The organism is Kribbella sindirgiensis, from assembly GCF_004331435.1.
Taxonomy (GTDB): Bacteria; Actinomycetota; Actinomycetes; order Propionibacteriales; family Kribbellaceae; genus Kribbella; species Kribbella sindirgiensis.
This window is the reverse complement of record NZ_SJKA01000004.1, coordinates 462,711-478,292: the sequence shown is the minus strand read 5'-3', so window position 1 is coordinate 478,292 and position 15,582 is coordinate 462,711. Positions and strand designations below refer to the sequence as shown.

Here is a 15,582-nt window from a genome sequence, read left to right as displayed (position 1 = left end):
TTCGACCCCCCATTCGGGAGGGTAGCGAATACTGTCGACAACGGCGACCCCTAGCAACCCGAATGGCAGACTGGCGCCCATGGGTGGGGTGACAGTCCTGATCGCGTCGTACGCCGGTGCCGCCAGCGCGCCCGCCTACGCCCGCCTGGCCGGCCTCGCCGCGGCGCTGCCGGGGGAGCGGTTGGTACGACGTGACGCCGGGTGGCCCGTCCTGCGGTACGACGACGCGGCCGCTGCGATCGCCGCGGCCGCGACGCTGCGTGACGCGGCCTCCCGGGTGCCCGCGGGTGAACTCCTCCGCATCGCGCTGCACACCGCGCCGAGGGCTGCTCCGGCCGTTCGGCACGCAGAACACCTGCTGGCGCTGGCGAATCCGGGCCAAACGTTGCTAACCGCAACAGCCACGGCCGCCCTCCAGTCTGCTGCCGACATCTGGGTCGGCCAGTTGCGCGATCTCGGCGTCCACCGGCTGCGGGATCTCGGGTCGCCCGAGCGGATCTTCGAGCTGACGTCGACGACCGAGCCGTTGCGTTCTCTCGATCGGGTGCCGAACAACCTCCCGGTGATGTTCACGAGCTTCGTCGGCCGCGAGACCCAGGTCGCAGCGCTCCGTACGCAGCTGTCCGGCAGCCGGCTCGTCACCCTCACGGGACCGGGAGGGAGCGGAAAGACCCGCCTGGCCGCACAAACCGCCGCGGAACTGGCCGAACGCTGGCCCGACGGCGTTTGGTGGGTCGATCTCTCCGCGGTCACCGACAGTGCGCAGATCCCGGAGGCGGTCGCGGTGGCGATCGGTCTCCTGGTCGAGCCCGGCGACCGTCTCCTCATCGGGCAGCTCCGCGGCAAGCGGGCTCTGATCTGCCTCGACAACTGCGAACAGATCATCGAGGGCGCCGCCGAGTTCGTTCGCGCCCTGCAAACCGGCTGCCCCGAGATCACCGTCCTGGCCACCAGCCGAGAGCCCTTCGCCCTCCCCGGCGAAGCGATCTGGCCCGTCCCACCCCTCTCCCCATCCGAAGCCGAAACCCTCTTCCACGAACGCGCCGCCACCAACGCCCCTGCCCCAGCGTCCGCGGCGGGGGATCGTGCTGTTCGGGCGATTTGTGCGCGTCTCGACGGCATCCCGCTTGCGCTGGAGCTGGCCGCGGCCTGGGCGCGGACCTTGACTCCTGAGCAGATCGAAGCAGGTCTGAGCGATCGATTCGGCCTGCTGACGAAGAACGTTCGCGGAGTCGCAGCACGCCAGCGCACGCTCGCCGCCTCCATCGACTGGAGCTACGACCTCCTCGACGACACCGAGCGCCAGGCCTTCCGCCGGCTGTCGGTCTTCGCCGGCGGATTCACCCTGGATGCCGCGTCAGCCGTCTGCGAAGCCGAACTCGACACCCTGGCGCGTCTTGTCGACAAATCGCTCGTCATCGCCGAAGCCGGCCGGTACCGCGTGCTCGAGACGATCCGCGAGTACGCCGGAACACGTGTGACGACCGACGACGACGTACGCGACCGGCATCTCGACCACTACCTCCAGGTTGCCGAGGCCGCAGAACCCTTGCTGGACAAGGATCGCGACGCCTGGCGCGCACTCGTCGAACCGGACCGCGAGAACCACCGCGCCGCCCTGGAAACCGGACTTTCCGCAGCCGACCCCGAACGCGGCCGCCGGCTGGCCGCAGCGCTGCGCTGGCTGTGGAACCTGCAGGCGACCGGCAACGAGGGAATCGGCTACCTGCGCCGCGCGATCGACCGCGCGCCGGACGACAGAACGTTGCTACAGGCCCGTTTGCTCTACGGGTACGCGACCGTCGCCGACACCGTCGACCCGTTCGGGTACGACGCGGCGGGCCGCGGGCTCGAACTCGCGACCGAACTGGACGACGATCGCCTGCGTTCCCTCTTTCTCGCACTGGTCGCGGTCGGCGAATTCTTCACCGACTTCGAGAAAGCGTGGGACCTGACCGCGGAGGGTGTACGGCTGGCGGACGGAATCGGCGACGACGCGGCCCGCAACGCGAACGTCGCCCTGCAATGCGTACTGCTGTCCCTGTGGGATCGCCACGAGGATCTCCGCCCGCTCCTGGATCGCGCCGCCGACGGTCTGATCAGCAGTGGCGAACGCGGGATCGCGTCGACCGTCCTGACCGTCTGGTCCGAGAGCCTGCTCTCCACCGGCGAACCCTTGAAGGCGGTCGAACTCGCCGAACGAGCCCTCGCCGCCGCCGAACCGCTCGCCGACTTCCACCGCGTCGGCACCGCCCGCGGGCAACTCGCGACCCTGCTCGTGCGCACCGGTCGACTCGACGAAGCCCGCGAGTTGATGCGCCCACTGCTCGACCTGGCCGAGTCCGCCGGCGCCGTCGTACCGAATCTCGGTCAGGTGATGGCGCTGATCTCCTTCTGGAGCGGCGAGTACGACGCAACGGTCGACTGGCTGGCCCGCGAGACCGCGCCGGACAGTCCGCTCGCGAACACGTTCGTACCGGCGATGCTCCTGCCAACTGTTGCCGCGGCCGAACGCGCGCGCGGACGGCATGCGGAGGCGACCGTACTACTGGAACGAACCGTCGAGCTGGCGCGCCGCTACAACCTGCCGCGCATCCTCGCCGACGCCCTGGACCAACTCGGCCGCATCGCCATCACGGAACACCCGGACAAGGCCGCAGACCGCCTGCACAACGCGCTTACGATCCGCGTCGACCACGGCCTACGCACGTACGTCATCGACAGCCTGGAATCCCTTGCCCTCCTGGCCGCCCACACCAACCGCACCCCCGACGCCACCCGCCTGTCCGCCGCAGCAACCGCCGCCCGCGCAGACCTCGGCCTCGCAACACCGCCCGACCTCCCACCGCTGACAACCTCGAACGACCCGCCGCTGCCGTTGGACGAGGCAGTCGCGTATGCACGGCGTACCCGAGGTGCCCGCGGCCGCCCGTCATCCGGCTGGGCCAGCCTGACCCCAACCGAGGAACAGGTCGTCGCCCTCGCAGTCGAGGGCCTCAGTAACCCAGAGATCGCCGAGCGCTTGTTCATGAGCCGCGGCACGGTCAAGACCCACCTGGCCCACGTCTACAGCAAACTCAACGTCTCCAACCGCACCGAACTGGCCTCCATCAAGAGGCCTTGAGCATCTCCACAGCCTTCACGATCCGGCGAGCCCGCGTCTCCGGCTTCTTCGCGTCGTTGATCGCGTTCACGTGCTCGCGCCGATGGCTGTAGCTCAGCCCGTCGAACGCCTCCCGCACGCCGGCCTCCGCCAACGCCGCCGCAAGATCCTCCGGCACCTCCACCACCCGCTCGCCGGTATCCCGCTCGACCGTTACGGTCACCGCGTCACCATCCGCCTTCCCCAACTCACTGCGAATGCTCTTCAGCACCCCCAGCGCCATACACCCGCCCATCGACGCGATCGACCCGCGGTACGACACCCCGTCAAACGTAGCCAGCACCGGAATCCGCCCACCCCCACCCAACGCAGCAACCACCGCCCCCGGCACCTCCACCCAGGCGCCTCCACCGTGATTCACCACAACCCGGCCCTCGAACGTCTCCATACCTCGCACCCTAGGACGCGAGCTTGCTGGGCCACCAGACCTTCTTGCCGAGGTCGTGGGCGATGGAGGGGACCAGGAGGGAGCGGACGACGGTGGTGTCGAGAAGGACACCGAAGGCGACCATGAAGGCTATCTGGACGAGGAAGAGGATGGGGAGGACAGCGAGGGCCGAGAAGGTGGCGGCCAGGACCACGCCGGCGGAGGTGATGACGCCCCCGGTGACGGCGAGGCCGACGAGGATGCCGGGTCTGGTGCCGTGCTCCTGGGATTCCTCGCGGACCCGGGTCATCAGGAAGATCGAATAGTCGATGCCCAGGGCAACGAGGAACACGAACGCGTAGAGCGGGATGCTCGGATCCGCACCGGGGAAGCCGAACACGTGGTTGAAGGCCAGCGCGCTCACCCCGACGGTGGCGCCGAACGAGATCACGTTCGCGACCACCAGCAGAACGGCCGCGACGACCGACCGCAGCAACAGCATCAGGACGACGAAGATCACCGCCAGGATGGCCGGGATGATCACCCGCAGGTCGCGCTCGCTCGCGTCGAGGACGTCCAGGTTGATCGCGGTGTTGCCGCCGACCAGGATGTCCGGGCTGATCGTGTCGAGCTCCGCGCGCAGGTGCTCGACCACCTTGGTCGCGGCGGGCGAATCGGCCGGCACCTCGAGCGTCGCCTGGACCAGCACCTTGCCGTCGACAACCTTCGGCGGTACGCCGGGCGACGCCGACGCGGACGCCGTACCGACGCCGTCGACTGCTGCCGCGGTCGTGATCACCCGCTCGGCCTGGTCGCTCGGGGTCAGGATCTGGACCGGCGTACCGGCGCCGGCGTCGAAGTGCTTGGCGAGCTCGGCCTGACCGACGACCGACTCGGGCTTGTCGAGGAACAGGTCCTCCTGGGAGATCCCGCTCGCCTTGAACGTCGGCAGGAACGCGGCGCAGCCCAGCAGCGCGAGTGCGGTGACCGCCCAGACCTTGCGCGGACTGCGACCGACCAGCCCGGACACCCTGCCCCACAGCCGGCGGCCGCCGACCTGGTCGCGGGCGTGCACGTGGTCGACGCGGGGGATCGACGGCCAGAAGATCCGCCGGCCGAAGGCGAGCAGGATCGCCGGCAGGAAGCTCATCGAGGCGACCAGCGCTCCGGCGATACCGATCGCTCCGACCGGACCGAGGCCCTTCGTGCTGCCCAGCTGCGACAGCAGCAGACAGAGCAGACCGAGGATGACGGTCGCCGCGCTGGCCGCGATCGGCTCGATCGACGCCCGCCACGCGACCCGCATCGCGTCGTACTTGCTGGTGTAGTCGTGCAGTTCCTCCTTGTAACGGGAGACGAGCAGCAGTGAGTAGTCGGTCGCGGCTCCGACGACCAGGATGAAGAGGATGCCCTGGCTCTGCCCGTTCAGTTCCAGGACGCCGTTCTTGGCCAGCGGGTACACCACCAGCGCCGCCAGGGCGAGACCGAAGACCGCGGTCAGCAGGACCGCGATCGGCAGCACCGGGCTGCGGTAGACGATCAGCAGGATGACGAACACCACCGCGAGGGCGACTCCGAGCAGGATGCCGTCGATGCCTCCGAAGGCGACCACGAAGTCCGCGAACACCCCGCCCGGACCGGTCACGTAGACCTTGAGACCAGTGGGTGTGAGGTCCTGCCCGATCTCGGTCCGCAGGGACTCGGCGACGGCGTACAGCACCGTTTCGCCTTCCTTGACCACTTCGTCGGCGCGGTCGCCGTCCAGTTCGACGGTGAGCAGCAGCGCCTTCTTGTCCTCCGACGGGATCACGGTCCTGGCCGGCGCCGCGAGGTAGTCACCGATGGTCTTGCCGTTGCCGAGGTCCAGCGTCGGCACCTTGGCGAGGAACTGGTTCGCCGCCGTCAGGTCGGCCGGAGTGAGACCCGCGTCACGTTCGATCAGGACGAAGTACGGCAGCGCCTTGGAGTCGACGAACTTCGCGGACTCGTTGCTGACCAGCGTGGATTCGGCCTGCTTCGGAAGGAAATTGGCGTTGTCGTTCTCCTGGACCTCGCTCAGCTTCCCCACCGCAGGCCCGCCCAGCGACCCCACCACGAGCCACAGAATCAGTACGGCGGCGATCGCGGAGCGCCACGCCCAGCGTCCGCGGGGGCGTCCCCGGTCGCTGTGTTGCTCCTCGGCTGTGACCCGGCTAACAGTCTCGCCACCAGGCTGGTCGTCGGCGTGCCGGCCTTGCACCACGTCGTCCCCGGTGTGCGGAGTCCCCTCGGCGCGGTGCTTTCCGGCGGTGTCGGCGGCGTTCTGGTCGTCGTCGTGCACGGCGTCGTCCCCTCGGTGTCTGATCCCGCCCTGAGCCCGAACAGTACCCAGCGGGATGCCGGGACCTCTCACCACCCGCCGACAGGTGTGCGGGAGCCGTTTCGGCGACGTAACAACAAGATGACTACGTGGAAACACCCCGGTCATAGCGTCCTGGCCTAATCGAACAGGTCGGATGATCGGAGACACGCGATGACGCTCGAGGCAGGACCGGAGGTCGTCACTCCCCACGGCCAGACCGGTACGGTCGGAACGGTCGAGGCACCGCGACGTGGGCGCTGGGTCGACGTCTGGGATCCGGAGGACGCCGGTTTCTGGGCCGAGAAGGGCCGCGCGGTCGCGCGGCGGAACCTGTGGCCCTCGATCTTCGCCGAGTTCCTCGGTTTCTCGGTCTGGCAGCTGTGGAGCATCGTCGTGGTGTCGATGCCGAAGGCGGGTTTCACCTACAGCACCGACCAGCTGTTCTGGCTGGTCGCGCTGCCGAGCCTGGTCGGCGCGACGCTGCGGTTGCCGTACACGTTCGCCGTACCGCGGTTCGGCGGGCGGAACTGGACCATCTTCTCCGCGCTGCTGCTGCTGATCCCGACCGCCGGGCTGTCGTACTTCATGACCCAGCCGGACACGCAGTTCTGGCTGATGGCGCTGGTCGCGGCGACCGCGGGTGTCGGCGGCGGAAACTTCGCCAGCAGCATGACGAACATCTCGTTCTTCTACCCCGAGAAGGAGAAGGGCTTCGCGCTCGGTGTGAACGCGGCCGGCGGAAACCTCGGTGTCGCGGTGGTGCAGCTGCTGGTGCCGATCGTGATCGTGATGGGCGCCGGTCTGACGCTGAACCGGGCCGGCCTGATGTGGCTGCCGCTGATCGTGCTGGCCGCGTTCTGGGCCTGGAAGGCGATGGCCAACCTGTCGGTGGCCAGCTCGTCGTTCCGTACGTCGGTCGCCGCGGCGAAGCGCCCGCACACCTGGGTGATCTCGTTCCTCTACATCGGCACGTTCGGGTCGTTCATCGGTTTCGGGGCGGCGTTCCCGCTGCTGATCAAGACCACCTTCGCCGACATCACGCCGGCGCACTACGCGTTCCTCGGCGCCCTGGTCGGTTCGGTCGCGCGGCCGTTCGGCGGCAAGCTGTCCGACAAGGTCGGCGGCGCCTGGATCACGGTCTGCTCGTTCGTGGTGATGGGTCTCGGAATCCTTTCCGCGGTGGTGTCCTTGAAGGCGGAAAGTTTCCCGGCGTTCCTGTGCAGTTTCCTGGTGCTGTTCGTGGCCAGCGGGATCGCGAACGGTTCGACGTACCGGATGATTCCGGCGGTTTTCCGGCTCACCACGCCGGGTGACCCGGGCCGGGCCCGGCGGGAGGCGGCGGCCTGTATCGGGATCGCGTCCGCGGTCGGCGCGTACGGCGGTTTCCTGGTCCCGCGCGGGTTCGCGATGTCGACCAGCCACTTCGGCTCGCTGATCCCGGCGCTGTACGTCTTCTGTGGCTTCTACGTGGTCTGCCTGGGTGTGACGTACTTCTGCTACCTGCGCAAGGGCGGCCCGCTCAGCCAGGAGCGCGTGTGACCGCTACTCACTGTCCGTACTGCGCTCTGCAGTGCGCCACCACGCTGCACCCGGTCGCGCGACCGGGTGCCGTGGAGGTGCGGCCACGCGACTTCCCTACCAACCGGGGTGGGCTTTGTCGTAAGGGCTGGACGGCTCCTGAAGTCCTCACGGTGCCGGACCGGCTCACCATGCCGCTGGTCCGCAACGCCGCGGGCGAGCTGGTGGAGACGAGTTGGGACAGCGCGCTGGACTTCGTCGCCGATCGGATCAAGGCGTTGCAGGCCGCGCACGGGCGCGACTCGATCGCGGTCTTCGGCGGCGGCGGGCTGACGAACGAGAAGGCGTACGCGCTGGGCAAGTTCGCCCGCGTGGCGCTGAAGACCGCGAATGTGGACTACAACGGCCGGTTCTGTATGTCGTCGGCGGCCGCGGCGACGAACCGGGCGTTCGGAATCGACCGCGGACTGCCGTTTCCGCTGGCCGATCTGGGTGCTGCCGGAGCGGTCCTGCTGGTCGGCAGCAACATCGCGGAAACGATGCCGCCGGCCGTGGCGCATCTGCAGAGCGCACGCGACTCGGGTGGACTTCTGGTCGTCGACCCGCGTCGCTCGGCGACTGCCGGACTGACCGAGGAAAACGCTGGAGTTCACCTGCAGGCGACGCCTGGCACCGACCTCGCGCTGGTGCTCTCGCTGACCCATGTGGTGCTGCAGGAAGGGCTGGCGGACACTGCGTACTTGCAGGAGCGGACCGATGATCCGGATGCACTCGTCCGGACGACGGCGTCCTGGTGGCCGGAGCGGGCCGAGCGGGTCACTGGGGTGCCCGCGGCCACGATCCGGCGGGCCGCGCGGGTGCTGGCGGCTGCTGCTCCGGTGCATGGTGGCGCCGGAGCGTTCGTCCTGACGGGGCGCGGGGCCGAGCAGCACAGCAAGGGCACCGACACGGTGACCGCTTGCATCAACCTCGCGTTGGCGCTCGGCCTCCCAGGCCGGCTGGGCAGCGGGTACGGCTGCATCACCGGGCAAGGAAATGGGCAAGGCGGTCGGGAGCACGGGCAGAAGGCGGATCAGCTGCCGGGCTATCGGAGCATCGAGGATCCCGCCGCGCGTTCGTACGTCGCGCAGGTCTGGGGCGTGGACCCGGATGAGTTGCCGCGGTCCGGGAAGAGTGCGGTCGAGCTGATCGACTCGCTCGGTACGGCGGACGGCCCGAAGGCGATGTTCGTGCACGGAAGCAACCTGCTGGTGTCGGCGCCGAACCTTGCCTCGGTCCGGGACCGGCTGGCCGCCCTGGATCTGCTGGTGGTCGCGGATGTGGTGCCGTCCGAGACAGCGCTGCTCGCGGACGTGGTGTTCCCGGTCACGCAGTGGGCCGAGGAGGACGGGACGATGACGTCCCTCGAAGGCCGGGTACTGCGGCGGCGCGCCGCGGTGGCCGCGCCGGGTGAGGTACGGAGCGATCTCGCCGTCTTCGCGGGAATCGCGGAAAGGCTCGGTGTAGAAGGGTTTTCGACCGATCCGGCGGCGGTGTTCGAGGAGTTGCGGCGCGCCAGTGCGGGTGGGCGGGCCGACTACTCCGGGATCACCTGGGAGCGACTGGACGCGGACGAGGCACTGTTCTGGCCGGTGCCGCACGAGGGACATCCGGGGACGCCACGGTTGTTCGCCGACGGGTTTCCGACCGCTGACGGGCGCGCGCACGTCGTACCGGTCGACCACCGGCCGGTCGCGGACGATCTCAGCACGGACGCACCGCTCTATCTGGTGACGGGGCGGTTGCTGCAGCACTACCAGAGCGGCGCGCAGACGCGGCGGGTTCCGGAGCTGGCCGAGGCCGAGCCCGAGGTGTACGCCGAGATTCATCCGCGGGTCGCCGCGCAGCTGGGGATCGGCGACGGGCGTCCGCTGCGGTTGCGGACCGCGCGCGGGTCGATGGTGCTGCCGGCCAGGGTGACGGCCGATGTCCGGCCGGACACCGTGTTCGTGCCGTTCCACTTCGGTGGCGCCGAGGCCGTCAACGAGCTGACCAACGACGTGCTCGACCCCGTGTCGAGGATGCCCGAGTTCAAGGCGTGTGCCGTCGAAGTCACCGCCGCTGCCCTGCCAGCGACGGGAGTACCGGCATGAGAGTGGTGATCATCGGCGGCGGCATGGCCGGCCGGCGGCTGGCCGAGCTGTTGCCGTCCGACGACGTCACGGTTCTGGGCGACGAGCCGGCGTACAACCGGGGACGGCTGACCGAGTACGTCGCGGGTCGCGCGGAGGTTGCTGTCGGCAACGAGTCGGTCGCCCGTGTGGTGGCGGTGGATCGGGGTCGGCGGGTCGTCACCGACGATCGCGGCCGCGAGTACGAGTACGACCGGTTGGTGTTCGCGACCGGCGCTGTGCCCGTGGTTCCGGAGGGTGTCGAGGGCGGGCAGCTGTTGCGGTCCGTGGACGACGCACGGGCCGTGGCGGCGGCGACCGGCGCGGCCCGGCGTGCGGTCGTCCTCGGCGGCGGGGTGCTCGGGGTCGAGACGGCTTGTGCGCTCCGTGAACGCGGCGTCGCGGTGACCCTGGTCCACGACGGTGAAACCCTGCTGGACAAGACGGTCCGCCCGTCGGCCGGACGTCGCGTCACCCGCGCGGTCCGGCGGCTCGGCGTCGAGGTCCTGCTCAACACGGAAATCCACGGAACGGAAACCAAGAACGGCGGTTTCCGCGCCCTCCGGCTGCGGAACGGCCGCCAGGTGTACGGCGATCTGCTGGTCGTCGCGTGTGGTGTCCGGGCCCGAACGGACCTGGCGACCGGCCTGACGGTACGCGGCGGAATCGTCGTGGACAGCACGCTGACGAGCCCGGACGACCCACGAGTGCACGCGATCGGCGACTGCGCCGAGATCGACGGCCGAGTCACTGGAACCGTGTCGTCGGCGTGGTCGCACGCGGAGGCGCTCGCGCACAGGTTGCAAGGCGAGCCCGGCCCTGCCGTGCCCGACTTCGACGTCGTCCGCCTGACCGCGGGCGGCCTCGATCTGCTTGTTCTTGGCGACAAGGACGAAGACGGGGCGGTGGTGCGGCTCGAGGACGAGACGCGGTACGTGCGGGCCGTCCTGCGGGACGGCGTGGTGCGGTCGGCGGTCGCAGTGGGTGCGCCCGAGGTCGCAGCCGAGCTGGTGTTGCTGGCGGACCGCGGGACACCGGTGGTGGCGGACGGGTTGCTCACCGAGCCCGACGTACCCGCCGTGCAGAACAAGAAGGTGGCGACCGTGTGCAGGTGCAACGGCGTCACCAGGGTCGCGATCGAAGCGGCCTGGCGTGGAGGTGCCGACAGTGTCGCCGGCATCGCCGCCACGACGCGGGCGACGACCGGGTGCGGGAGCTGCACCGGCGCCGTCGGCGAACTGCTCGACCGCTTCCGGCGCGGCGAGACCGAACCAGTCCCGAGCAGGAGGGCGACGATGGCAGAGCTGAACAAGGCCAAGCACGTGGTGGTGGTCGGCGGAGGGATGGTTGCGCACCGCCTGGTCGAGGCGCTGCGGCAGCGCGACACGGAGGTCAGCTACCGGATCACTGTCTTCGGCGAGGAGCCGCGACTGCCGTACGACCGGGTCGCGCTGACCAGCTACTTCTCCGGTCGCGACCCGCAGGACCTGTCGCTCGGCGACCCGGACCTCTGGGACGACCCGGCGGTCAACCTCCGCAAGGGTGTGCAGATCACGTCGATCGACACCGCGGCGAAGACCGTCACGACAGCCCGCGGCGAGCAGGTCGGGTACGACGAGCTCATCCTGGCGACCGGCTCCGCGGCGTTCGTGCCGCCGGTGAAGAACAACGACGCGCAAGGCTGCTTCGTCTACCGGACCATCGACGACGTCGCCGCGCTGCGCGTGTACGTCGAGCGGCTCAAGGGTGAAGGTAAGCAGGTCAGCGGTGTCGTCGTCGGCGGCGGTCTGCTCGGCCTCGAAGCTGCCGGCGCGCTAACAGCTTTGGGTGCTGCGACGAAGGTTGTCGAGTTCGCGCCGCGGCTGATGCCGCTGCAGGTCGACGAGGGCGGCGGTTCCGCGCTGGCCCGGTTGATCGAGGGCCTCGACGTCGACGTACTGACCGGAACGCAGTGCCAGCGCGTGAAGCTCACCTCGCAGGGCGCGGCCCGTGCGATGGGCGTTGCCGACGGCCCCGATCTGCCGGCCGACGTGGTGGTGTTCGCGGCCGGTGTCCGGCCGCGTGACGAGCTCGGCCGCGCGGCCGGTCTGCAGATCGGCGAGCGCGGCGGTGTCGTGGTCGACGAGGCGTGCCGTACGTCCGTTCCTGGTGTCTGGGCGATCGGTGAAGTCGCTTGTATCGAAGGGCGCGTGTGGGGCCTGATCGCCCCCGGCTACACGATGGCCGAGATCGTCGCGGACCGTCTGCTCGGCGGTGAGGCGACGTTCCCGGGCGCGGACACGTCGACGAAGCTGAAGCTGCTCGGCGTCGACGTCGCGAGCTTCGGTGACGCGTTCGGCGCGACCGAGGGCGCGTTGGACATCGTGTACGCCGACCCGGTGGCCGGTGTCTACAAGAAGCTCGTGCTGTCCGACGACGCCCGTACCCTGCTCGGCGGCATCCTGGTCGGCGACGCGTCGGCGTACTCCGGACTGCGGCCGATGGTGGGCCGGGAGCTCGGCGCCGACCCGGCCGCGTTCCTGCTGCCCGAGGGCGCTGGTCCGGTGCAGCTCGAGCTGCCCGACGACGCGCCGGTCTGCTCGTGCAACAACGTGTCCGCGGGCACGATCCGGTGTGCCGTCCGCGACGAGGGCTGCACGGACATCAAGTCGGTCTGCGGCAAGACCAAGGCCGGTACGAGCTGTGGTTCGTGCCTGCCGATCGTCAAGAACCTCCTCAACACCGAGCTCACCAAGGCCGGCGTCGAGGTCAGCAAGGCGCTGTGCGAGCACTTCGCGCTGTCCAGGGCGGAGCTGTTCGACGTCGTCCGGATCACCGAACTGCGGACGTTCAGCGAGATCGTGGAGCGGCACGGCACGGGCCGTGGGTGCGACATCTGCAAGCCCGTCGTCGGGTCCATTCTGGCGAGTCTGGACCCGGCAGGTCACGTGCTCGAGGGCGAGCGCGCGACGTTGCAGGACACCAACGACCACGTGATGGCCAACATGCAGAAGGACGGCACGTACTCCGTCGTCCCGCGGATCCCCGGCGGTGAGATCACGCCGGAGGGCCTGATCACGATCGGCGAGGTGGCGCGCGACTTCGGGCTGTACACGAAGATCACCGGCGGCCAGCGGGTCGACCTGTTCGGGGCGCGCATCGAGCAGCTGCCGGCGATCTGGAAACGGCTGGTGGACGCGGGCTTCGAGTCCGGGCACGCGTACGGCAAGGCGCTGCGGACGGTGAAGTCGTGCGTCGGGTCCACCTGGTGCCGGTACGGCGTCCAGGACTCGGTCGGGATGGCGATCGCGCTGGAGCTGCGGTACCGCGGGCTGCGGTCGCCGCACAAGCTCAAGCTCGGCGTCTCCGGCTGCGCGCGCGAGTGCGCGGAGGCCCGCGGCAAGGACGTCGGCGTGATCGCGACCGAGAAGGGCTGGAACCTTTACGTCGGCGGCAACGGCGGTATGACGCCGCGGCACGCCGAGCTGCTCGCCTCGGACCTGACCGACGAGGAGCTGTTCCAGGCGATCGACCGCTTCCTCATGTACTACGTCCGCACCGGTGACCGCCTGCAGCGTACGTCGGTGTGGATGCGCGAGATCGGGCTGGATCAGGTGCGGGACGTCGTACTCAACGACAGCCTGGGGATCGCGGCCGACCTCGACGCGGCGATGGCCAAGCACGTGGACGCGTACGTCGACGAGTGGCAGGCGACCCTGAACGATCCCGAGAAGCTGGCCCGGTTCGTGTCGTTCGTGAACGCGCCGGACCAGCCCGACGCCGACCTGCGGTACGTCGTCGAGCGCAACCAGCCGCGCCCGGCCACCTCGGCCGAACGCGGGCAGCTGGAGCCGGTCCTGCTGGCCGGCCCCCGATTGGAGGTACGTCGATGACCATGACGAGTGTCGAGCGCACGGTGATCTGCGCTGTTGAGGCACTGCTGCCGGAACGTGGGGTCGCGGCGTTGCTCGGGGACGTGCAGATCGCGTTGTTCAGAACTCACGACGACGAGGTGTTCGCCATCGGCAACCAGGACCCGTTCAGCGGGGCGAACGTGATGTCGCGGGGCATCGTCGGCAGCCGCGGCGACGTACCGACGGTGGCGTCGCCGATGTTCAAGCAGGTCTTCGATCTGCGCACCGGCGCGTGCCTGGACGATCCGGAGGTGTCCCTGCCGGTGTACCCGGTCGAGGTCGTCGACGGGCAGGTCGTGGTGGGTTCGGGTGGCTAGTAGGCCGGGGCCGTTGAGCGGCTGCACGATCGCGATCACCGCACACCGGCGTGCGGAGGACCTGATCGCGTCGTTCGAGCGGCGCGGAGCGAAGGTACTGCACGCGCCGACCTTGCAGATCGTGCCGGTCGCCGACGACCACGCGCTGATCGAGGCGACCCGGCGGGTGATCGCGAACCCGCCGGACGACGTCGTGGTCACCACCGCGGTCGGGTTCCGCGGCTGGATCGAGGCGGCCGACACCGCCGGTCTCGCCGCGGACCTGCTGGGCACGCTGGAGCACTCGCGGATCCTGGCCCGCGGCCCGAAGGCGCGTGGCGCGATCCGCGCGGCCGGGCTGGTCGAGCACTGGTCGGCGCGGTCCGAGACGACGGCCGAAGTGGTCGAATGGCTGCGTACACAGGGCGTTGTCGGGCGGAAGATCGTCGTACAGTTGCACGGGCTGTCGGATCCCGCGCTGCAGGACACGTTGCGGGCTGCCGGTGGATCGGTGCGCGGTCTGGAGGTGTACCGGTGGGGGCCGGCGCCCGATCCGGCGCTGGTGGAGCGGATGATCTCGCAGGTGTGCGCGGGCACCGTCGACGCCGTCGTCCACACGTCGGCGCCCGGTGCGCAGGCGATGCTCGACGCGGCGGCGCTGAACGGGCAGTACGACGACCTCACGTCGGCGTTGCGGACCGGGCGGGTGCTGAACGCCTGCGTCGGTCCGGTGACCGCGGCACCGTTCGGGGCGCTGGGGCTCGACCCGTTGGTGCCGGACCGGTACCGGTTGGGTGCGCTGATCCGGATCGTGACCGACCGGCTCACCGACGACAACGCGCGGTCGATCGAAACGTCGTTCGGCCAGTTGGTGATCCGCGGCGGCGCGGCGGTGCTCGACGGCGTCGTACTGCCGCTGGGGCCTGGGCCGCGTGCTGTCCTGGCGGCGCTGGTCGCGGCCGGGGGAGATGTGGTGTCGCGCCCTGAGTTGCTGGCTGTCCTCCCCGGGGCCGAAGACGTCCACGCGGTCGAGGTCACCGTCAACCGGCTGCGTACTGCGGTCGGTCGTCCCGAACTGGTCCGCACGGTGGTCCGCCGCGGCTACCGGCTCGCCGTAGAACCCGCCGGAGTCCCCACATGACCGACCTCGTCGCAGTAGCCCACGGTACGGCGGACCCTCGCGGCATCCGCGTCGTCCACGACCTCGTCCGCGAGATGGCTCGTCAACGGCCCGACCTCGCCATTTCGCTGGGCTTCGTCGACCTGCTGACGCCGGCGCTGCCGTCCCTCGTCCGCCGGATCACCACGGACGCTTCGGACGCTGTCGTCGTACCGTTGCTGCTGAGCTCGGGCTATCACGTGTACGTCGACGTTGCGGCCGAAGCGCAGCGCTATCCCGGGCAGGTTCACGCTGCCGATGCCCTTGGGCCGGATCCTGTGCTGGTGGAGATCCTCGCCGATCGCCTGGGCGACCTGTCCCACATGGATACCGTCGTACTGGCCGCCGCAGGCTCGTCCGACCCGCGCGCGCTGGCCGACTGCGAGACCACTGCCAGACTCCTGTCCGCACGGGTCGATCGCCCGGTCCGGGTGGCCTATGTTTCCGGCGCCGGCGACCGGCTTCCCGACGTACTGGCCCGCACCTCGGGCCGCCTCGCCGTAGCGACGTACCTCTTGGCGCCCGGCTTCTTCCACAGCCTCATCCAACGCCACGCGGCACCCCACACCGTCACGGCTCCCTTGGCGCCCGATCCCCGCCTGTCCACCCTCGCCCTCCACCGCTACGAAGCGGCTAGAGCGGCCAGTCGCCTGTCTGCTGACGCCTGGGCGATCGCTGGGTGACGGGTGGTTGCG

9 protein-coding genes are annotated in these 15,582 nt (G+C 69.8%); 7 read left to right on the top strand and 2 right to left on the bottom strand.

Annotated features, from left to right (window positions below; all coding sequences use genetic code 11):
- The first annotated feature begins 79 nt into the window (after window positions 1–79).
- The gene (locus E0H50_RS14060) at window positions 80–3,124 is read left to right on the top strand and encodes a helix-turn-helix transcriptional regulator (protein ID WP_131288037.1); all 3,045 of its coding nucleotides are present in this window, start codon (window positions 80–82) and stop codon (window positions 3,122–3,124) included.
- Here E0H50_RS14060 and E0H50_RS14055 read toward each other — a convergent pair.
- Together E0H50_RS14055 and E0H50_RS14050 are read right to left on the bottom strand one after the other, a co-directional pair.
- Window positions 3,111–3,551 (bottom strand): YdeI/OmpD-associated family protein, encoded by a 441-nt coding sequence (locus E0H50_RS14055; protein ID WP_131288034.1) that lies wholly within the window; start codon window positions 3,549–3,551, stop codon window positions 3,111–3,113. The genes E0H50_RS14060 and E0H50_RS14055 overlap by 14 nt on opposite strands.
- Window positions 3,552–3,561: 10 nt before the next feature.
- Window positions 3,562–5,850, bottom strand: coding sequence for an MMPL family transporter (locus E0H50_RS14050; RefSeq protein WP_238150957.1), 2,289 nt, complete (start codon window positions 5,848–5,850; stop codon window positions 3,562–3,564).
- Window positions 5,851–6,042: 192 nt separating this feature from the next.
- Between E0H50_RS14050 and E0H50_RS14045 the strand changes: the two genes are divergently transcribed.
- Genes E0H50_RS14045 through E0H50_RS14020 form a run of 6 tightly spaced genes read left to right on the top strand, consistent with a single transcriptional unit; the run spans window position 6,043 to window position 15,570 of the window.
- Window positions 6,043–7,410: an MFS transporter gene (locus tag E0H50_RS14045; protein WP_131288030.1), complete on the top strand. Its 1,368-nt coding sequence runs from the start codon at window positions 6,043–6,045 to the stop codon at window positions 7,408–7,410.
- A complete protein-coding gene (locus E0H50_RS14040) occupies window positions 7,407–9,521 on the top strand; it encodes a molybdopterin oxidoreductase family protein (protein WP_131288027.1) in 2,115 nt (704 codons plus the stop codon). The genes E0H50_RS14045 and E0H50_RS14040 overlap by 4 nt, the downstream gene beginning before the upstream one ends.
- Window positions 9,518–13,411: a nitrite reductase large subunit NirB gene (gene nirB, locus E0H50_RS14035; protein ID WP_131288024.1), complete on the top strand. Its 3,894-nt coding sequence runs from the start codon at window positions 9,518–9,520 to the stop codon at window positions 13,409–13,411. The genes E0H50_RS14040 and nirB overlap by 4 nt, the downstream gene beginning before the upstream one ends.
- On the top strand, window positions 13,408–13,749 hold the full coding sequence (gene nirD, locus E0H50_RS14030; RefSeq protein WP_131288021.1) for a nitrite reductase small subunit NirD: 342 nt from the start codon (window positions 13,408–13,410) through the stop codon (window positions 13,747–13,749). The genes nirB and nirD overlap by 4 nt, the downstream gene beginning before the upstream one ends.
- Window positions 13,742–14,869: a uroporphyrinogen-III synthase gene (locus E0H50_RS14025; RefSeq protein ID WP_131288018.1), complete on the top strand. Its 1,128-nt coding sequence runs from the start codon at window positions 13,742–13,744 to the stop codon at window positions 14,867–14,869. The genes nirD and E0H50_RS14025 overlap by 8 nt, the downstream gene beginning before the upstream one ends.
- Window positions 14,866–15,570 (top strand): sirohydrochlorin chelatase, encoded by a 705-nt coding sequence (locus E0H50_RS14020; RefSeq protein WP_131288015.1) that lies wholly within the window; start codon window positions 14,866–14,868, stop codon window positions 15,568–15,570. The genes E0H50_RS14025 and E0H50_RS14020 overlap by 4 nt, the downstream gene beginning before the upstream one ends.
- The last annotated feature ends 12 nt before the right edge of the window (window positions 15,571–15,582 follow it).